This window comes from Bradyrhizobium sp. Ai1a-2, from assembly GCF_000426245.1.
Taxonomy (GTDB): domain Bacteria; phylum Pseudomonadota; class Alphaproteobacteria; order Rhizobiales; family Xanthobacteraceae; genus Bradyrhizobium.
The window spans coordinates 40526-60525 of sequence record NZ_AUEZ01000005.1 but is presented as its reverse complement, the minus strand read 5'-3'; the positions used below and the strand labels follow the sequence as shown (position 1 = coordinate 60525).

Sequence of the window (20000 nt, the reverse complement as noted above, 5' to 3'; positions counted from 1 at the left end):
CTCGCGCTACATCCAACCCCACTTGAACTTCCTCGCGCGCTTGCGCCGGGATTTAAGCGCAACACGCTTGGCAGCCTCGGCCGCGGCGAGATAGGCCAGCGTGATCAGCGCGATGGTGGCGAGCAAGGCCGGCGGCAGGCTGGCAAATCCGAGCATCGATCCTGACGGTCCGAGCGTCAGCACGACGGCCGCGGCCAGTGCTCCGAGCGAGGAGATCACCAGCACACGGTCGGGACGGCTGCCGCGCCAAGGCAGCCGGCGCGAGCGGATCAGGAAAATGACCAGGATTTGCGTGGCGATCGATTCCAGGAACCACCCGGTGTGGAATTGAGTGGCGTTGACATGGAAGATTTTCAGCAGAATGAGGAACGTGGTGGCGTCGAACAGCGATGAGACCGTTCCCATCACCAACGTGAAGCGCAATATCTCGGCCATGTCCCAGGCTTGCGGCCGTGCAATGTCTTCGGCATCGACTTCGTCGAAGGGAATGCCGACCTCCGAAAGATCGTAGAGCAGGTTGTTGAGGAGGATCTGCAGCGGCAACAGCGGCAGGAAAGGCAGCACCACCGAGGCCAGCGCCATCGACAACATGTTGCCGAAATTCGAACTCGTGCCCATGCGCACATATTTGAGGATGTTGGCAAAGGTCCGCCGTCCCTCGCGCACGCCGGCGCCGAGAACCGAGAGGTCGGGCGCAAGCAGGATGATATCGGCGGCGGCCCGCGCCACCTCGGTCGCTTCAGCCACGGATATGCCGACATGGGCGGTGTGGATCGCCGGCGCGTCGTTCACGCCGTCGCCCATGAATCCGACCACATGGCCGCGATGGCGGAGCGCGGCAATGATGCGGCGTTTCTGGTCGGGATCGACGCGGGCGAACAGATCGACATGGCCGACCTGCGCCGCAAGCGCGCGGTCGGTGAGGGCGGCAATCTCCTCTCCGCTCATGATGCGCCGCGCCGGCAGTCCGACGGCCTGCGCGACATGGGTCACCACGGCGGCATGATCGCCGGAGATCAGCTTCACCGTCACGCCGAGCGAAGCGAGGTTCTTGATCGCATCGCGGGCATCGCATTTGGGCGGATCGGCGAACGCGCAGAAGCCGACCAGCGTCAGCCCGGCTTCCTCCTCTACGCAGACGGTCGCCTGATCGGGCGGCATCGGTCTGATGGCGACGGCCAGCAGCCGAAAGCCGTCGCGTGCATAGCTTTCCTGAAGGCTGTCGAGCTTCGCCCGCTGCTCGGCGTCGAGCTGCCGGGATTGTCCGTCGATCTCGACGGTGGCAGCGCGCGCGAGGATGCATTCCGGCGCGCCCTTGACGATGAGGCATCGCTCTGTGCCATCCGAGGCCAACACCGAAAGGCAGCGCCGCTGGAAATCAAAGGGACATTCGGCGATGCGCTCCCATCCGCTCAGCGTCCCGGCCGCCGTCAGCAGCGCGTCGTCGAGCGGGCTTCGCACGCCGGTCTGGAACGCAGCATTGAGCCGCGCCAGTTCGAGCACTCGCTCGCTCGTCCGGCCGGCCGGATCGATATGCGCTGCCAGCGTGATCTTTGCTTCGGTCAGCGTGCCGGTCTTGTCCACGCATAGCGTATCCATCGCGCCGAGATCGTGGATCGCGGAGAGGCGCTTGACGATCACCTGCCGCGCGGCCATCCGCTGCGCGCCTTTCGCGAGCGTCACCGTCATGATCATCGGCAGCAGTTCGGGTGTCAGGCCGACGGCGAGCGCCAGCGCAAACAGGAATGCTTCCATGGCGGGGCGATGCGCGGCGAGATGCGCCAGCAGCACGAACAACGTCAGAAACAGCGTGAGCCTGAGGATAAGGACGCCAAGCCGGTTCACGCCGCGTTCGAGCGCCGTCGGCGGCGCGTTGGTGGCGAGCTCGGCGGCAATCATGCCGAAGCGCGTCCGCTTGCCGGTTTCGACGACCAGCATCACGGCGTTGCCGCTGACCACGCTGGTCCCGGCGAAAAGCGCGTTGCTTGCTTCAGCGGGCAAGGTGGCCGCGCATGGCGCGGTGTTCTTGCTAACCGGAAACGGCTCGCCCGTCATCAGGGCTTCGTTGACCTGCAGTTCATGCACTTCCAGCGCGACCCCGTCCGCGGGCACAAGGTCGCCGGTGCGGAGGTGAACGACGTCACCCGGCACCAGTTCGCTGACGGGAAGCGAGACGACCGCCCCGTCGCGCACGACGTCGGCCTGGATCGCCACGGATTGCCGCAATGCTTCGGCGGTCAGTTCGGCGCGGTGTTCCTGGACGATGTCGAGCGTCAGGGACATGCCGATTACGAGCAGGATGATGACGAAACTGCCGATGTCCCCGCTCACGCCCGAAATGGCCGCCGCAGCAATGAGGATTGCGACCAGCGGGTTGAAGATGCGATGGACGATCTTCTTGAGGATCGATTGGCTTTGCGACGGCTGCATCAGGTTCGGGCCGAGCCGCGCCAGCCTGTCCTTTGCGTCGGCCTGCCGAAGCCCGCCACGCTGCGAGGATAGCGATAGCAGGAGGGTCTCGGTCGGCGTGGACCAGAACGCCTCTGGCTTCGGTTCGGAGGGAGACAGGATTCCCATGGGCTCTCGCTGCAGGCGGTTCTGACCGCCTGATCCATGAGGGAGGCCGTGGCAAACCAGTTTGATGCAGCTCAAACGGTCCGCCGCGGCGCTAGCGTAAATGGAACCAATGGAGATTGGTATGACAGTGCAGGCCATGGATTCCAAAGTCGTCACATTCGAGCCGCTCAAGCCGCCGCCGTCGATCGGCGCGACAGTCCCCGCGCTACCAGTACCGCCCGAGCCGGTCTCGGCGTTCGACGTGATTGATCACCTCGCCCATGCCACGATCGCACGCTGGACCGGCGGCCTGTCTCCCGCCGCGCTTACGCTGGCGCTGCTCGACTGGCAGCTCCATTTGGCGATCTCGCCGGGCAAGCAGCTTACGCTGACACGGGACGCGATCCATGATGCGATGCAGTTTGTCGAGGAGCTCGCGACCCCGCATCCGGTCTACCGCACCTGGAGCCTGATTGCGCCGGCCCCGAACGACCGGCGATTTTCAGAGCCGGATTGGCAATTGCCGGCCTTCAACATGCTGGCGCAGGCATTTTTGCTGACCGAGCGGTGGTGGCGATCGGCCACCACCGGTGTCCACGGCGTGGCGCGGCAGGATGCGGCGATCGCGGATTTCGCGATCCGCCAATACCTGGACGTGCTGGCGCCGACGAATTTCGCACTGACCAATCCCGAAGTGCTGCGCAAGATCATGGAGACCGGCGGCGGCAACGTTGTCGGTGGCCTGCACAACTGGCTCGAGGACTGGAAGGCGCTGGTGACCGGTCACGGGCCGGAGCACGAGTTCGTCGTTGGCAAGAACGTCGCGGTCACCAAGGGCAAGGTGGTCTACCGCAACGAACTGATCGAGCTGATCCAGTATTCGCCGACCACGTCGCAAGTCCGTCCCGAGCCGATCCTGATCGTGCCGGCCTGGATCATGAAATACTACATCCTCGATTTGTCGCCGCATAATTCGCTGGTACGCTTCATGGTCGAGCGCGGCTTTACCGTGTTCATGATATCCTGGCGCAACCCGACGCCCGAGGACCGCGACGTCAGTCTCGAAGACTATCGCCGCCTCGGCGTCGATGCCGCGATCGAGGTCATCAACCGGATCGTTCCCGGAGAGCCGATTCACGCCACTGGCTATTGCCTCGGCGGCACGCTGCTGTCGATCGCGGCGGCGCGGCTGAGCAAGGAAAAGCCGGACTGCCTGCGCACCGTGACGCTGCTTGCCGCGCAGACCGACTTCACCGAGGCCGGAGAACTCACGCTCTTCATCAACGAAAGCCAGGTCTCGTTCCTCGAGGACATGATGTGGCAACGCGGCGTGCTCGAGACCACGCAGATGGCGGGCGCTTTTCAGATGCTGCGTTCCAATGACCTGATCTGGTCGCGGATGATCCGCGACTACCTGATCGGAGAGCGGCAGCCGCTCAGCGATCTGATGGCATGGAATGCGGATGCGACCCGCATGCCCTATCGGATGCATTCGGAATATCTCCGTCAGCTCTTCCTCGACAACGATCTTGCCGAAGGGCGTTATCGCGTCGACGGCGAGCCGATCTCGCTGTCCGATCTGCATGCGCCGATGTTCGTCGTCGGCACGCTTCGCGATCACGTGGCTCCCTGGAAGTCCACCTTCAAGATCCATTTCCTCGCGGATGCGGACACGACCTTTGTGCTCACGAACGGCGGACACAATGCCGGCATCGTCGCGGCTCCCAACGAGCCGTGGCATTCCTACCAGGTCCAGACCAAGCTGAAGGACGGCCCTTATATCGGTCCGGATGAATGGCTGGAGGTCGCGCCGAAGCGCGACGGCTCCTGGTGGCACGAATGGGTCGCGTTCCTGAATGCCCATTCGGGCGAACCGGTTTCCCCGCCGCCCATGGGCGGAGCAGGCAAGGACGCCGACGCGCTGGAGAATGCCCCGGGCCGATACGTGCTGCAGCGTTAGCCGGCTCGTTGCACCTTTCCCGCTTGCGGAGGGGGTCGGCGCGTAGCACTGGCCCGTAGCCCGGGTGGAGCGCCAGCTTAACCCGGGACTTCTGCGTCAGCGTTTGCGAGTGGCCCCGGGTTACGCTGGCGCTTCACCCGGGCTACAGGTCAGCGCGCGGGAGATGTGGAATGCTCCGCTCCAGCGTCTCCTCCGGGGTCCCTGACGCATCCACGATTGCCCAATCGATAGCGCCGGAGTCGATGCTGTCCTGAAACAGCGCTACGTCCTGGGTTGCGTCGGAAGCGTCGTTCCGGCGCCCGCCGATGCGGGCGAGGCGGACGGAGGTTTCGGCAACAAGGAATATGCCGAAGAAAGCGACGCCGCTGGAGGCCGCAAGCGGGCGAAGCTGGTTTCGCTCCTCTTCCTTCAAGAACGCTGCGTCGACCACGGCGGAAAGTCCCTGGGCCAGCACGGCACGCGCGCGAGCCAGCATCGCGTCATACGCGCGTTCAGACGTTCCGGGTCCATAAGCCGACTCGGGTAGCTTGATCAGCGGGCCGACGCCGAAGATCTCCTTGCGGATTACGTCCGAGCGCAACAGCACCGCGCCGGGTGCTGGCTGGACCAGTTCGGCGACGGCGCGCGCCAGCACGCTCTTGCCGGTGCCGGAGCGGCCGCCGATTGCGATCAGCGACGGTTTGCCCGGCGCAATCAGTTCGAGTGCGAGTTCGAAATACGACTGCGCATCCGACAGCGCAGCGGCACCGCCGCCCTGCGCATGCTTGGTCAGGAGCACATTGGCCCTGATCGCCGCGCGGATGGACAGGAACAGCGGCAGCAAGGCAAGCGCGCCGGCGTTCTGCTGCGGTGTGGCCTGCAGATAGGAGTTCAGCAGCCGGTTCGCGGCGGCACGGTTGCCGAAATGCAGCAGGTCCATCAGCGGAAAGGCGAGATCGTAGAGCATATCGGTGGTGGCGATGATTGGATCGAATTCGATCGCATCGAACAGGCGCGGCTTGCCATCGATCATCACGATGTTGCCGAGATGCGCATCGCCATGGCATCGCCGCACCATTCCGTCAGCGGCGCGTTGCTTCAGAAGCGGTTGGTTCTTGGCGAGCAGTTCGCAGCTCAGGACATGCAGGCGCTCGACCTCGGCGCTTGCGAGTGCAGGATGGTCGCGAAACGCGATCGTGTTGCGTTCGATGATGCCGGGGAGCGACGCGAGCCAGCTCTCGCCATCGGAAACCGGCGCGCCGTCATGGGATGCCGCGATCGCCTCGGCCAGCGGCTCGGCGAGCTCCGGCATGATCTCGCCTCGAGCCGCCAGACGGTCGAGCGTCCTGTTCTCGTCGAACCGCGCCATCTCGACCGCCCATTCGATGACGTTTCCATTGCCGTCGATTTCAGGGCCGGCTTCACCTTCCGTGATCGGCACGACGCCACGGTAAATCTCCGGCGCGAAGCGCCGGTTGACAGCGATCTCCTCCTCGCAGGCGTGCTTGCGCTTGTCGAGCGAGGAGTAATCGAGATAGGGCAGCCGCACCGCGCGCTTGATCTTGTAGACGCGGTCGGGCTTCAGGAACACGATCGAGCCGTGCGTGTCGACGCGCTGGGTATCGTGCCCCTTGGACGGCTTGCCGAGAAAATCCCGCACGCGGTCCTGGTTTGTCGTGCCTTGATGCGGGGACGGTGGCGTCATGGCTGCAACACCGCCGCGCCAACCAGATTGCCGCTGCGCAGACGCGCCAGCGCCTCATTGGCCTGATCCAGCGGAAAGGTGGTGGTCGTCGTCTCGATGCCCGCCTCGCGCGCCACTTTCAGAAAATCCCAGCCGTCCTGGCGCGTCAGGTTGGCGACCGAAACGATCTGCCGCTCCTCCCAGAGAATGTCGTAAGGAAAGGATGGAATGTCCGACATGTGGATGCCGGCGCAGACCACGCGGCCGCCTTTGCGTAAAGTTCGCAACGCCTGCGGCACCAACGGGCCGACGGGCGCATAGATGATGGCGGCGTCGAGTTCGGCCGGCGGCTTGTCACCGGAGGCGCCCGCCCAGTCGGCACCAAGCGACAAGGCGAGTTGTTGCGCATCAGTGTCGCCGTCGCGCGTGAAGGCGTAGATCTCGCGGCCCTGCCAGCGCGCAACCTGCGCGATGATATGGCCGGCAGCACCGAAGCCGTAGATGCCGAGGCGCTTGCCGTCGCCTGCCATCACCAGCGAACGCCAGCCGATCAGGCCGGCGCAGAGCAGCGGCGCCAGCGCGACATCGTCGCCGTCCTCGCCGAGCGGAAAGCAATAGCGCGCATCGGCGATCAGGTGGCTCGCAAAGCCGCCATCGCGCGTATAGCCGGTGAAGCGCGGATGGCCGCAGAGATTCTCCTTGCCCTCGCGGCAATAGGGGCAGGTGCCGCACGTGAAGCCGAGCCAGGGCACGCCGACGCGCGTGCCGGGCGCGAGGCCGTCGACAGCGTCGCCGAGCACATCGACGCGGCCGACGACCTCGTGGCCGGGAATGATGGGATAGCGGATGTCGGGCAATTCGCCGTCGACGACATGCAGGTCGGTGCGGCAGACGCCGCAGGCGGAGATCTTGACGCGCACCTCGCCCGGTCCGGGCGACGGATCGGGCCGCTGCTCGCGCACGAGCGGCGTGTTGGGTGCCTGAAGGACCATGGCGTACATCAGAAATCCCTCTCTGCGGCCACAAGGGAAACTTGCCGATCTTCTTTGCGTTGGTTCCAGTCTGCCGGGTATGCGCCGGGACTCGTTTGATTTCGCTCAACCTCCGTCCTTCGGCCGGGCCGTAAAGTTCCGGTGCCAGTTCAGCTTAGATAGGAGGCAAACATGATCAAGCCTATGGTCCCCGTCACTACTGATCGCAATGTCGCCCGTCGCGAGGCCAATCCATTTGCGTTCCTGCAGCAGGAAATCGATCGCGTGTTCGACGGCCTTTCCCGCAACTTCCCGGCCTTCACCGCGGCCGGCAGAACACTGCCGAGCATGGATGTGAGCGAGACCGACAAGACGATCGAGATCACGGCGGAACTGCCCGGTCTCGAGCAGAAGGATGTCGAGCTCAATCTCGCCGATAACCTTCTCACCATTCGCGGCGAAAAGAAGAACGAGCGCGAGGAGAAGGCCAAGGATTACCATCTGGTCGAGCGCAGCTTCGGCTCGTTCGCGCGCTCCGTCGAATTGCCGGCGGGCGTGAAAGCGGAAGATATCTCCGCCGAGATCTCCAAAGGCGTCCTCAAGGTGACCGTGCGCAAGCCCGAGCCGAAGCAAAGCAAGCAGATCGAGATCAAGACGGCATCGTGACGCGGAGGATGGGAGCGACGGAGTTGGGTCGCGCGTCGCCAAACCAGCTCCATCATTCCGGGGCGACGCGATAGCGTCGAGCCCGGAATCCATTTCGCCGCGTGCATTTGTTGCACGGATGGATTCCAGGCTCGCGCGTTCCGCGCCCGGAAATGACAGAGGAATTGCCGTAGGGCGGCTCTGGAACAATGATTGCCGGCACGCGGCACTCTTGGCTGCTGTCGCGCGTTATACGTTTGAGGGCGGACCAAAGAGCAGCACGGAGCAAGCATGGCTGTCGAGACGGAACTGAAATTCCGCGTCGCTACGCGCAACCTCAAATCTCTCGCCAACTGGCGCATTCCCGGTGGGAAAATGGGTGAGCTGTCGAACAGCGATCTGGTCTCGACCTATTTCGATACTGGGAAACACAAGCTGAAGCGCAGCGGCCTGACGCTTCGTGTGCGGCAAAACGGCAAGGCGAACGTCCAGACTATCAAGTCGGCGAACGGCGCGGAGTTTGGCCGAGGTGAATGGGAAGCCGAGACCAGGAGCGACGTGCCCGACCTTCGGGAGGCCGACGACACTCCGCTGGAGCCGCTCGCCTCGAGGAAGCTGCGACGCAAGCTGAAGCCCGTGTTCAAGACGTCGGTTCATCGCACCACGGTTCCAGTCCGGACTAGCAAAAGCGAGATCGAACTCGCCATTGATCGGGGAAGGATCGTCGCGGGGCACCGCGCGAGCCCTATCGAGGAACTCGAACTCGAGCTGAAAAGCGGCCGGCCGGCTGACCTGTTCCGTATTGCCAGAGCGATCGAGCGACGGTCGGGAGCCGAGCTCGACTTGCGGACAAAATCGGACCGCGGCTATGGCCTCGCGCGCGGCAGCGAGGAACAAGTGGTTTTCGCCGCGCCGATCGGGCTGGATGCCGACATGACGGCGAGCGAGGCGTTCCGGGTCATCGCCCGCGCGACGGTTCGTCATTTCTCGGCAAATGCGGATGCGGTCCGCAATCTTGAGCCGGAAGGCGTTCACCAGATGCGGGTGGGCTTGCGGCGGCTGCGCGCGGCTATCTCGCTGTTTTCCAAGGTGCTGCCTCACGCCGGGACGAGAGCCGTGAAGCGTGAACTGAAATGGCTTACGGGCGAGCTCGCGCCCGCGCGCGAAATCGATGTGTTCATCACGGAGCAGGTCGAGCCGATCACGCGCGATCGCGCGCTGAGCCGCGGCGGCAAGGCGATCAAGGACGAGTTCGATGACAAGCGCGCCCGTGCGTTAGCGCGGGCGAAGAGGGCGGTAAGCTCGGAACGGTTCCGCGCGCTGCTGGTCGACACGCTGGAGTGGATCGAGGCGAAGCCTGCGCCGGAAGCCGCGCACGCGGATGTTCCGATCGGAAAATATGCAGCCGACGTCTTGCGCCATCGTACCAGGAAGGCGCGCAAGCAAGGCCAGCATCTTGATCGCCTGTCGCCACGCGCGCGGCACAAGCTCCGGATCAGGATCAAGAAGATCAGGTATGCAGTGGACTTCTTCGAGGAGCTTTTTCCCGCCAAGCGCGAGCGAAGGAGGCTCAAGCGCCTGTCCAGCCATCTCAAGAAGATCCAGGATGCGCTCGGCGCGCTCAACGATTTTGTTGCGCACCGAAAGATGGCCGTGGCGTCTGCGCTGCACGCGCCGCGCAAGAACAGGCGGGCCCGTGCACTTGCGGCCGGCGTGGTGGTCGGCCGGGAGGACAAGGCGGTCAAGCCGCTGATGAAGATAGCTCTCAAGGAGGCGCGACGGCTGCAGGCGACGTAAAGCCGGTAGGGTAGCGAAGCGTAACTCGCCGACTGCGCGTGGCGACGGATGACGCCGTCCACCTTCGCGCGTGGAGCTACCGCGAACGTTGCCGGCAAAGCGTTCGTCGAGAAGGCCGAACTGGCGACACTCGCGAGACTGTGACTGCGAAAGCAGAGGACGCCCGAGTTTGTCACAAAACAGCAAGACCAACGCGGATAGAAGCACCGCTTCGGCTCATGTGTCGAGTTGGGGAGCGGCGAGTGATCGTTCGAGCGTGCTCGGTTGTGGCGTTGGCTATTATCATGGCCTTGGCCATCCAACGAGCCATTGCATTTCCGGTCGACGGCAAGCAAACGACGTTACCTGCCGGAAGCGAGTTGAACGAAGATGCGCTCGATCTTCCACGCGAGGTGTTTCATTCCGAGGCCGTCGGAGGTCGCAGGTCACACTTGGTGAACCTCGGGGACATGGCATTCAACGCGCCGGATATTTTGGGGGGAACGGCACGGCAGGCAGGGATCAGTTGCGCCACGTGCCACGTCAATGGCGCATCAAATCCCAAACTCTTTATCCCGGGGATGTCGACCCGGCCCGGTAATTTTGACACGTCCGGGCCCCTGTTCAATCCGAAAGCAGACAATCTTACCCTCGATGCGGTGCGAATCCCGAGCTTGCGTGGCGCACGCTATCTGGCGCCCTACGGAAGCGATGGGCGTACGGCATCACTGCGCGATTTCATCCGCAACGTTATCGTGGTCGAGTTCGCGGGCCCCGAACCATCTCCTGCAATACTTGATGGCTTGGTGGCCTACATCCAGGACATCGACTTTCTGCCCAACCCGAGCCTCGGCCCAGGCGGAAAGTTGACTGCCGAGGCGAACGATGCCGAGCGTCGCGGAGAGGTGCTTTTCCGCAAGCCTTTCCCGCATGATCCGGGTCTCAGCTGCGCAGGTTGCCATGATCCGTCGGATGCCTTTCTTGATCACAAGCAGCACGATGTCGGGACGGGCGGCCTGTACAAGACGCCCACCTTGTTGAATGCGGATTTCAATGCGCCTTACCTTCACGACGGGCGGTACGATACCTACGACCAGGTGGTGGGACACTTCGACGACAAATTCGAACTCCGCCTCTCGGCTCAGGACAAGGCAGATCTCGTTGCCTATTTGACCGCGGTCGGAGATGGCGTGGGGGCCTATGAACGCGACGGTGCGGCGGCCCGACTGCAAGAGATCACCAGCTTCGTCAGCGTTCTGACGAAGGCAATTGCAGACCATGACAACGACACCATTGACCTTGTGGTCGATACGGTGGGCGGCGAACTGCGAGAGCTCACCGAACGTGTGCCGGATCGGAGGGATAGCACTGTGTCGGGAGGCGTGAAGCAACGCAATCTCGCGCGCATGGCCCTCAAGGAGGTTGTGCTGATATTGCGACGTGTTGGTGTAGATGCCGCGTCCGGAAATTACGATGCAGCAGCTGCTGATTACGGAGCCTATGATCGACTGATGAACGCCGCAGTCCCGGCGATCGTTAATAGTGCGGAGCCGTGGTCGTTATTCAACCCGATCGTTCACGACGCCCACTATGTGGCGCTGCGACGGCTTCTGCAGTCAGATAAACAGTCTTTGCAGCGAGTGAACTGAACGTGTGTCGGGATGCGCAAAGATCATGCTCGAACAAAGAGATGAGATCATGGTCCGATTCCGTCCGATCGGATGATGATCGAGTACCTGCGGGTCGTTTGTTCTCGAACGACGATCCTGCCTGCCAGAAGGAAAGACGCATGCCTCCGCACACGATTCGCCTGAAGAACCGGCTGCTAATGATCGCCGGCGTTTCTGCAACCACGCTCATGGGTCTCGGCGGCGCGCTGCTGCCGCATGGTGGAGGTAGTGACGCACTTGCCGCGACCGAGGCAAGCCCGGCAAGAAAGCCGGAAAACATTCCCACCGAAACGCCGATCAAGCACATCATTTACATTGTCGGCGAAAATCGCAGCTTCGAAAACGTCTTCGGTACCTACCGGCCGAAGCATGGTGAGAAGATCTGGAATCTGCTCTCCCAGGGGATCGTCAATGTGGATGGGACGCCGGGGAAGAATTTCGCCAAGGGCCAGCAACACCAGGTGACGTCGAGCAACGGCCGATTTGTTCTCAGCCCGCTCAACAAAAGCCCTTACACGTTCTTGCCTGTGCCGACGATTGCATCCGCGCAGCCTGAGGGCGTCGGTCTCGAGTTCGGTATCGTCGATGCATCCGGTAAGCCGACCGCCGCATTTCCTGAAGGTGATCCTTCTTTGCCGCGCAGGGATCAGATCACACTCGCGACGGGCGGCACCGGTTCAATTCCGAAGAACGCTCCGGATACCCGTATTCCCGGCGTAAATCGTTTGCCCGCGGGACCTTTCCAGCAGACCAGTCCGACACTGCCCTATGATGCGTACGAGGGCGACACGATTCACCAGCTGTTTCAGATGTGGCAGCAGAACGACTGCGGCATGAAGAACGCAACGCGAGAGAATCCAACCGGCTGTCTGCACGATCTTTATCCGTTCGTCGCGACCACGAATGGTACCCTGCCGACTCAGACGCCGACCGACGGCGGCCAGGATATGGCTTTCTTCAATATGAATACCGGCGACGCACCGATTTTCAAGGCGCTGGCCGACAAGTACACGCTGTCGGACAACTTCCATCAGGCGATCATGGGTGGATCCGTGACCGGCGCGATTGGAATCGCCTACGGCGATAACGCTTTCTACAGCGATGGAAACGGCCATCCGCTGGTTCCCCCGGGCAGTATCATGAACCCGGATCCTGTGGCGGGTAGCGTCAACACTTACCAGTCAAACGGGACGTGGGTGAATTGCAGCGATCCGAACCAGCCTGGCGTTGCCGAACTTCACTACTATCTCTCGTCGCTTCACTACTACGCCGGCCCGAACTGCGCTCCACATGCCTACTACGCGACCCGCGACGCCGATCCACCTTACGATGCCAGCGGCGCGCTGGTGCCGGCAACGGCAACGACGATGCCGCCGCTGGTTCAGCGGCATATCGGCGATGTGCTGAACGAAGGGAATGTATCGTGGGCATGGTACTCCGGCGGCTATGACTCGGCGGTCGCGGTCGCCGGCGGCGCCACCGACATCTTCAACCAGGTATTCAGAGCTGGATATTGCGATCATTGCAATCCGTTCCAGTACTCGAAGTCGGTGATGGCAGATCCGAAGGCGCGCGCGGTGCATCTCAAGGATGTCTCCGATAATCTATTTGACGATATCGACAAAGGAAATCTGCCCGCGGTCGCCTTTGTTAAGCCGGACGGCGCGCTTCAGGGCCATCCCGGCAGCGGCAAGGTCAGCCTTCTGGAGGAATTCGTCCAGAATATCGTTCATCACGCGAAGGCTAATCCAAAGTTGTTCGCTGATACCGCAATCATCGTCTCGTTCGACGAGAGTGGTGGCATGTATGATAGCGGTTTCATTCAACCGCTCGATTTCTTCGGAGATGGTCCGCGCATGCCAATGCTGGTGATCTCCCCGTATTCTGCGGGAGGCCACGTGGTGCACTCCTACAACGACCAGGCTTCGGTCTTGAAGTTCATCGAACGGAACTGGCATCTCGGCAGGATTTCAAATCGCAGCCGCGATAACCTGCCAAATCCGGTCATGGATCGAGAGAACCTGTGGGTGCCAGTGAATATGCCGGCGATCGGCGACCTCTTCGACATGTTTGATTTCGACCATGGCGCGCACGATCATGATGGTCATCACCACGATGACGATCATCACGGTCACGGCCACGACGACCAAGGCGATGACAACGATGATCAGCGGTGAGAGCACTTCCAGGGACCTCCAGTCCCGCACTGCGCAGTGAAGCAAGAGTGACACCGGTCGAACCGTTCGGTTCGGCCGGCGTCTTCTTTGAGCAGTGTCTCGCGTTGCCGGCTCGATCGTTCTGATGCCTCGATTGTTCTGATGCAATGTGTCGCGTAGGCGGCCTTCGGAGGCTTTCGACATTTATCGCGTCAGGGCCGCCTTCCAGAGTGCGGCCGGCCAACGCGGCCTGCGCTCTTCTCGGCAACATCCGTTTCCCATCCGAACACGGAGCGGCCGCCGAGCGCCGGCGACCGGTCGCGCTCTTGTGCGACGAACGCATCGAAGGATGGGCCGGTTGCCGTTCGCTCCAGGAGGCGCGCCTGATTGTCGAGGCGCTTCAGCGCCTGCATCTCCTCGTCGCGGCCGAGGCTCGCCTGCTGCACGGCGGACTTCAGCACCCGGATGGTTTCGTCATAGACCTTGATCGGCACCGGATAGGGATGGCGGTCCTTGCCGCCATGGGCGAGCGAAAACCGCGCGGGATCCTTGAACCGGTACGGCGCGCCGTGGACGACTTCGGCGACCATCGCGAGCGACTGCACGGTCCGCGCGCCGACGCCGGGTGTCAGCAGCAATTCCGGAAAATCGCGCGGGCCGCATTCGGCCGCCGCCGCCAGCGTACCATGCAGGCGGCGCGTGAACACGTCGCTGGCGCGTACGTCGTGATGCGCGGGCATGATCAAATGCGGCAGCTCCGGCTGCGCCTCGGGCTGTTTCGACAGTGCGGCATATTCGCGCGCGATGCCGTCGGGCCCGAGCGCGCCGAGCAGATCGAGCTGTGCGAAGCGCGAGCGTTCGGCGCGGCGATCGGTCAGGTTGATGATCTCGCCTTGCGCGGGACCATCGATGGCGCTGTGCGGCTCGTCGACGAAACTCTTCAGGGTTTCGGAATGCCAGTGATAGCGGCGGGCCTGCCGCTTGTCGCCGTTCATGCCCTGTTGGACGACGGTCCACTTGCCGTCCCCGGTGACGAAGAAGCCGTGCAGATAGAGTTCGAAGCCGTCCTGGACGGCGGCGCTGTCGACCTTCGCCACCAGCCGGCTGGCGCGCGTCAGCGCCGCGCCATCGAAGCCGGTGCGTTCGCCGAGCGCGGTCAATTCGTCCGGCGTGCGGCGCGAGTGGCTGCCGCGGCCGCCGCAGACATAGATGCCGAGTTCGTCCTGCAGCGGCGCGAGTCCGCGCTTCAATGCGCCGATCACCGACGTGGTGATGCCGGAGGAATGCCAGTCCATCCCCATGACGGCGCCGAAGGATTGGAACCAGAACGGATGGGCGAGACGCTGCAGGAACTCCTCGCGACCGTAATGGTGGACGATCGTCTGCGTGATGATCGCGCCGAGCGTGGACATGCGCTGGCCCAGCCACGCGGGCACGCGCCCGTTATGGAGCGGAAGGTCGGCGCTGCCGGTTCGTCGTGCCATGGGGTCCCGATGCTGAATCAAGCGGAGTGTAGCAGGTCTTCCTTCACGATGGATTTCAGTTTCGTAGCCCGGGTGGAGCGCAGCGCAACCCGGGAGCCCAGCATTGAGAGCGGCCCCGGGTTACGCTGGCGCTCCACCCGGGCTACGGAACTGGCGCGCGCTCAATCGCGCATTGTGCGCAAGGTGATGGAGTAGCGGGGCGCTTCGACGGCGGGGATGCTGTGCTCCCAGATTTGTCTGGCTTCACCCGAGAGCAGGTAGATCGACCGGGGCTGTGCCTCCAGGGTGAAGCGCTCCCACTTGGCGCCGGCCGGGCGGCGGAAGCGGAACTTGCACGGCGATCCCAGCGACAGGCCGAAGACCCGGTCGAACTGCGGCTTGTCGCGGTGCCAGCCGATGCCGACGCCGGTGTCGTATTCGGTGCAGAGCACCTGGGCAATCTCGGTTCGTGACCCACCGAACGCTTCGACCCGCTCGATCACGGGGCCGAGCCAGTCCGGCATGGAGTCGGCTTCGCGCAGCCGGCGCTCGGTATAGTCATAGCGGAAGCCGAACGAGGCCACCCGCCGCTTGCCCTGATATTGGCCGAACTGGAACGGCTGCAGCGGAAGCTCCGCGATGCGCGCGATCAGCTTCCGCTCGATCTCGGGTGAAATGAAATCGGCGGCATAGCGCAACCCCTCTGGGGCTGACGACGCGGAGGAATTGTCATCAAAGAGGGCAAGCTGCTCGGTCAAGCCGGCGGTCCTTGTGGGCGTGCGAGGGGCAACCCTGATATAGGGTGGCGCAGCATCGAAAGAAGGGGCCACCGTCGTCCCCCAGCTCCAGGGCGCGCTACCCCGCGGCCATCTCCTGTGCGCCGCCGAGCAGTTTCACGTTGAGCCGGCCGCCGGCGAACAGCATGTCGTCGAGCGCCTCGTCGATGTCGGCTGAGATCACCGACTTGCCGCCGTCGCGCGCGATGCTGGCCTGCGCGAGGCGCCGCATCAGTTCCTTGATGAAGGCGGCGCTGACGCCATCGGTGCGCCGCACCGCTTCGTCGACGACGCCTTCGTCAAGCGACAGGTTCCTGCCATAGAGACCTACCAGCTTGCCGCGGCCGATCGCATCCGGCAGCGGCACCTCGATCGCCTGGTCGATGCGGCCGGGCCGGCCGGCCAGCGCGCTTTCGAGCTCTTCGGGACGGTTGGTGGTGAGCACGAACAGGATCTCGGCGTCCTCCTTCAACCCGTCCATCTCGTTCAACAGCTTGTTGAGCAGCGATTCTTCGCACGGGCCCATATACTCGCGGTCGACGGCGATGAGGTCGACGTCCTCGATCACCACCATCGCCGGCTGCAACAGCCGCGCCAGGCTCATATAGGCGCCAAGGGCTCCGACTTGTTCTGCCGTGATGATCAAGGTCGTGTGGTCCGGCAAGTTGGTCGCGAGATAGCGGATCGTGTGGGTCTTGCCGGTGCCCGGCGGGCCATAGAGCAGGACGCCCTTGCGCGTTGATTGCCCCAACCGGCGCAGTGCATCGCGGCTTCGGACAAAGGACACCACGTTGCGATCGAGCAGCTTCAGCGTCAGCTCCGGCAGGATCACGGCTTCGCGCTCGACCGGCGGCAACCGATGGACCATGATCCCGCGCGATCCCCCACGATAATTGGTGTCGTCGTCGAAGGAGAGGATTTTGCCGCGATAGGATCGCGCCGCGCGCACGGCCTTTTCCAGTTCGGCAAAGCAGCGCTGCACGAACGCGCCACCCGCGGCACCGGCGGGAACCGCGATCTCGACGCGGATGCCGTTCTCTCGGCCGTAGTCGCGATGCAGTCCAAGCAGGACGGCGTAGCGAAGCCCATCGGCCTCGCACAGCCACAATCCATTATACAGACACCTTACCGGCAAGGCCTCGCCGATATCGACGTCCTGGTACTGCGGCGGCGCGGTCTCCTGCGCGTTACGGCCCTCTTTCATCAGGCCGGCAAACGTCATCGTCTCGTAGCGGTGTTCTTCGTGGATACCGAAGAAGCGAATTGGCGAGGCGAACAGCCTGTCGATCGCGACCTGGATGTCGGACCGCATATGGCCCGGAAATTGGCGCGCGGACGTTACCAGCCGGCTGCGCGGAATCCGTTGAAAATGCCATTGCAGCGCAAGGAAGGCGTAGTCGAACTCTTCCTCCGGTGCTGCCTCGACGTCCGAGTTGGTCGCTTCGCTGGCGATGTAAAGGTGGTACCCGGCGGCGCGGACGCGTTCTTTCGTGGTGTCGAGCAATGCTGCAGCCATGGGCGCCGGATAGGGGCCGCAGCCAGCCTTGCCCTTCTGCTCGATCTCCGACATGAACGCGGCAATCTCGTGCTCCGACTTGCCGAACACACTGCGCAGAAGGTCCACGACGAACTCTTCGGGCGTGTCATGGTCATTGTGGAAGACGAGCCGAACCGACTCGGCATTGGCGAAAACGTCTCGCATGAAAGCCCCCGAACGCAACGATAAATAGCTTAAGAACAAAAGTGGAACATCACGAAACCAGGAGTGCGTCAAGCCGCTCGAATCAGAAAAAATCGCAGGCGCTTCGCTGGAGGACGATTCGACACATCTTCGGCAGATTGCCAGCGCACAGACCGCGCTACCGATTCGTGGTTTCGTGCGGAGCCGCACTTGTGAACTGTCGGTCGCCGCCGCTTGATCAGATCGGCGGGCATGGTCCATAAGCGGCGTCCTCGCGACCGGCGGTTCGGTCGCTTCGAAGTGGTTCAGGGGAATTGCGTGGCAAAGATTCATCAGCAGATTGCGCAAGAGCTTGGTGTGCGCGACCAGCAGGTCGAGGCGGCCGTCACGTTGCTCGACGGCGGCGCCACGGTGCCGTTCATTGCCCGCTATCGCAAGGAATTGACCGGCGCGCTCGATGACGCGCAATTGCGCACGCTGGAAGAACGACTGACCTATCTGCGCGAACTCGAGGAGCGCCGCACCGCAATCCTCAATTCTGTCCGCGAGCAGGGCAAGCTCGACGCTGCGCTCGAGGCGCAGATCATGGCCGCCGACAACAAGGCGCGTCTCGAAGACATCTATCTTCCCTACAAGCCGAAACGACGCACCAAGGCCGAGATCGCCAAGGAGGCCGGGCTCGAACCGTTGTCCGAGCTGTTGCTGACGCAGCCGCAGCATGATCCGAAAACCCAGGCGGCTGGCTTCGTCGATGCAGAGAAGGGCGTGGCCGATGTTGCCGCGGCGCTCGACGGCGCGCGCGCGATCCTGGTCGAGCGCTTCGACGAGGATGCCGATCTGATCGGCGCGCTGCGCGAGGAGGTGTGGGCGAATGCGCGCATGGTCTCGGCCGTGCGCAAGGGCAAGAAGACCGAAGGCGAGAAGTTCAAGGATTATTTCGACTTCAGCGAGCCGCTGCACAAGCTGCCGTCGCACCGCATCCTGGCGCTGTTCCGCGGCGAGAAGGAGGAGATTCTCGATCTGCAGATGCAGCCGGAGGCAGAGCCGCCGGTGGCCGGCGTGCCCAGCGCCTATGAACTGAAGATCATGAAACGCTTCGCCATTTCCGATCTCGGCCGTCCCGGCGACAAATGGCTGATCGAAACCGTGCGCTGGGCCTGGCGCACCAAGATCCAGGTGCATCTCAACATCGACCTGCGGATGCGGCTGTGGACCGCGGCGGAGACCGAAGGCGTGCGGGTGTTCGCCTCCAACCTGCGTGACCTGCTATTGGCAGCGCCGGCCGGTGCGCGCGTGACCATGGGGCTCGATCCCGGCTATCGCACCGGCGTCAAGGTCGCCGTCGTCGATGCGACCGGCAAGGCGCTGGCCACCACCGCAGTCTATCCGCACGAGCCGCAGCGGCAGTGGGACGAGGCGCTGGCGATCCTCGGCAAGCTCGCAATTCAACACCGCGTCGACCTGATCGCAATCGGCAACGGCACCGCCTCGCGCGAGACCGACAAGCTCGCGACCGAGCTGGTGAAGCGATTGCCGGATCTGAAGATGACGAAGATCGTCGTCTCCGAGGCCGGCGCCTCCGTCTATTCGGCTTCGGCCTATGCGTCGGAGGAACTGCCCGGGCTCGACGTCACTCTGCGCGGCGCCGTGTCGATCGCCCGCCGCCTGCAGGATCCGCTCGCCGAACTGGTGAAGATCGATCCCAAGGCGATCGGCGTCGGCCAGTATCAGCACGATCTCGGCGAGAGCAAGCTCGCGCGCTCGCTCGATGCCGTGGTGGAAGACTGCGTCAATGCCGTCGGCGTCGACGTCAACACTGCTTCCGTGCCGCTGCTGTCGCGAGTGTCGGGCATCGGGCCGGGCCTTGCGCAAAGCATCGTGCAGCATCGCGACTCAAACGGTCCGTTCAAGTCGCGCAAGGCGCTGAAGGAGGTGCCTCGGCTGGGGCCGAAGGCCTTCGAGCAATGCGCCGGCTTCCTGCGCATCAACGATGGCGAGGACCCGCTCGATGCTTCGGGCGTGCACCCCGAGGCCTATCCCGTGGTGCGCCGGATTCTCGCGGCAACCAAGAGCGACATCAAGGCGTTGATCGGCAACGGCGAGATCGTGCGTCAGTTGAGGCCGCAGTCATTCGTCGACGAGACCTTTGGCCTGCCGACGGTCACCGACATCTTGCGCGAACTGGAAAAGCCCGGCCGCGATCCACGCCCGGCGTTCAAGGCCGCGGTGTTCAAGGAAGGCGTCGAGGAGATCAAGGACCTGAGGGTCGGTATGATCCTCGAGGGCACCGTCACCAATGTTGCCGCCTTCGGCGCCTTCGTCGATATCGGTGTGCACCAGGACGGGCTGGTGCACATCTCGGCGATGTCCAGGACCTTCATCAAGGATCCGCGCGAGGTCGTCAAACCCGGTGACATCGTTAAGGTGAAGGTGCTGGACGTCGAAGTCGCGCGCAAGCGCATCGCGCTGACGCTGCGGCTCGACGACGAGACCGGCAAGAAGGACTCGAAGGGTTCATCGCGTGACAGTGCTCGCGGGCCGATGACGTCCTCCGCGCCGCGCAAGCAAGAGCAACCCGGCAACGCCTTCGCCGACGCCTTCCGCCGCGCTAACGAGAAGAACGGAAAACCGTTGCGCTGAGCGGAGGCAGCCTCCGCAGACTCATTTCTCAACGCGCTTGTGG

The 20000-nt window shown here is 63.4% G+C and carries 12 protein-coding genes; 6 read left to right on the top strand and 6 right to left on the bottom strand.

Features of this window, described 5'->3' with window-relative positions:
* Positions 1-6: 6 nt before the first annotated feature.
* Positions 7-2577 (bottom strand): magnesium-translocating P-type ATPase, encoded by a 2571-nt coding sequence (gene mgtA, locus K288_RS44765; protein ID WP_051334375.1) that lies wholly within the window; start codon positions 2575-2577, stop codon positions 7-9.
* Positions 2578-2698: 121 nt separating this feature from the next.
* On the opposite strand from mgtA, the gene K288_RS0105635 reads away from it, so the two are divergent.
* On the top strand, positions 2699-4516 hold the full coding sequence (locus K288_RS0105635; protein ID WP_244443063.1) for an alpha/beta fold hydrolase: 1818 nt from the start codon (positions 2699-2701) through the stop codon (positions 4514-4516).
* A 142-nt stretch (positions 4517-4658) separates the two neighbouring features.
* Here K288_RS0105635 and K288_RS0105630 read toward each other — a convergent pair whose 3' ends face one another.
* Positions 4659-6200, bottom strand: coding sequence for a bifunctional aminoglycoside phosphotransferase/ATP-binding protein (locus K288_RS0105630; protein WP_027578648.1), 1542 nt, complete (start codon positions 6198-6200; stop codon positions 4659-4661).
* Entirely contained in the window at positions 6197-7180 is a 984-nt protein-coding gene (locus tag K288_RS0105625) for a zinc-dependent alcohol dehydrogenase family protein (protein ID WP_027578647.1), read from the bottom strand. The genes K288_RS0105630 and K288_RS0105625 overlap by 4 nt, the downstream gene beginning before the upstream one ends.
* 162 nt (positions 7181-7342) lie before the next feature.
* On the opposite strand from K288_RS0105625, the gene K288_RS0105620 reads away from it, so the two are divergent.
* The 4 genes from K288_RS0105620 to K288_RS44760 all read left to right on the top strand — a co-directional run bounded on the left by K288_RS0105620 (position 7343) and on the right by K288_RS44760 (position 13418).
* Positions 7343-7816 (top strand): Hsp20/alpha crystallin family protein, encoded by a 474-nt coding sequence (locus K288_RS0105620; protein ID WP_027578646.1) that lies wholly within the window; start codon positions 7343-7345, stop codon positions 7814-7816.
* Positions 7817-8086: 270 nt separating this feature from the next.
* Positions 8087-9592: a CYTH and CHAD domain-containing protein gene (locus K288_RS0105615; RefSeq protein WP_027578645.1), complete on the top strand. Its 1506-nt coding sequence runs from the start codon at positions 8087-8089 to the stop codon at positions 9590-9592.
* Between the two features lie 284 nt (positions 9593-9876).
* Positions 9877-11220, top strand: coding sequence for a cytochrome-c peroxidase (locus K288_RS0105605; protein ID WP_244443062.1), 1344 nt, complete (start codon positions 9877-9879; stop codon positions 11218-11220).
* A gap of 140 nt (positions 11221-11360) precedes the next feature.
* Positions 11361-13418, top strand: coding sequence for an alkaline phosphatase family protein (locus K288_RS44760; RefSeq protein ID WP_152535405.1), 2058 nt, complete (start codon positions 11361-11363; stop codon positions 13416-13418).
* Positions 13419-13609: 191 nt separating this feature from the next.
* Here K288_RS44760 and K288_RS0105595 read toward each other — a convergent pair whose 3' ends face one another.
* The 3 genes from K288_RS0105595 to K288_RS0105585 all read right to left on the bottom strand — a co-directional run bounded on the left by K288_RS0105595 (position 13610) and on the right by K288_RS0105585 (position 17338).
* The gene (locus K288_RS0105595) at positions 13610-14881 is read right to left on the bottom strand and encodes a DUF763 domain-containing protein (RefSeq protein WP_027578643.1); all 1272 of its coding nucleotides are present in this window, start codon (positions 14879-14881) and stop codon (positions 13610-13612) included.
* A 161-nt stretch (positions 14882-15042) separates the two neighbouring features.
* Positions 15043-15618 carry an alpha-ketoglutarate-dependent dioxygenase AlkB gene (locus K288_RS0105590; protein WP_027578642.1) on the bottom strand — a complete coding sequence of 192 codons (576 nt, stop codon included), beginning with the start codon at positions 15616-15618 and terminating at the stop codon, positions 15043-15045.
* A 97-nt stretch (positions 15619-15715) separates the two neighbouring features.
* The gene (locus K288_RS0105585) at positions 15716-17338 is read right to left on the bottom strand and encodes an ATP-dependent Clp protease adaptor ClpS (RefSeq protein WP_027578641.1); all 1623 of its coding nucleotides are present in this window, start codon (positions 17336-17338) and stop codon (positions 15716-15718) included.
* Between the two features lie 297 nt (positions 17339-17635).
* Here K288_RS0105585 and K288_RS0105580 point away from each other — a divergent pair, with 297 nt between their 5' ends.
* On the top strand, positions 17636-19957 hold the full coding sequence (locus K288_RS0105580) for a Tex family protein (RefSeq protein WP_027578640.1): 2322 nt from the start codon (positions 17636-17638) through the stop codon (positions 19955-19957).
* The last annotated feature ends 43 nt before the right edge of the window (positions 19958-20000 follow it).

Bases quoted from the DNA above. Each gene is read 5' to 3' on its own strand.
- mgtA (WP_051334375.1), bottom strand. From the start codon at position 2,577: ATGGGAATCCTGTCTCCCTCCGAACCGAAGCCAGAGGCGTTCTGGTCC.
- K288_RS0105635 (WP_244443063.1), top strand. From the start codon at position 2,699: ATGACAGTGCAGGCCATGGATTCCAAAGTCGTCACATTCGAGCCGCTC.
- K288_RS0105630 (WP_027578648.1), bottom strand. From the start codon at position 6,200: ATGACGCCACCGTCCCCGCATCAAGGCACGACAAACCAGGACCGCGTG.
- K288_RS0105625 (WP_027578647.1), bottom strand. From the start codon at position 7,180: ATGTACGCCATGGTCCTTCAGGCACCCAACACGCCGCTCGTGCGCGAG.
- K288_RS0105620 (WP_027578646.1), top strand. From the start codon at position 7,343: ATGATCAAGCCTATGGTCCCCGTCACTACTGATCGCAATGTCGCCCGT.
- K288_RS0105615 (WP_027578645.1), top strand. From the start codon at position 8,087: ATGGCTGTCGAGACGGAACTGAAATTCCGCGTCGCTACGCGCAACCTC.
- K288_RS0105605 (WP_244443062.1), top strand. From the start codon at position 9,877: ATGGCCTTGGCCATCCAACGAGCCATTGCATTTCCGGTCGACGGCAAG.
- K288_RS44760 (WP_152535405.1), top strand. From the start codon at position 11,361: ATGCCTCCGCACACGATTCGCCTGAAGAACCGGCTGCTAATGATCGCC.
- K288_RS0105595 (WP_027578643.1), bottom strand. From the start codon at position 14,881: ATGGCACGACGAACCGGCAGCGCCGACCTTCCGCTCCATAACGGGCGC.
- K288_RS0105585 (WP_027578641.1), bottom strand. From the start codon at position 17,338: ATGCGAGACGTTTTCGCCAATGCCGAGTCGGTTCGGCTCGTCTTCCAC.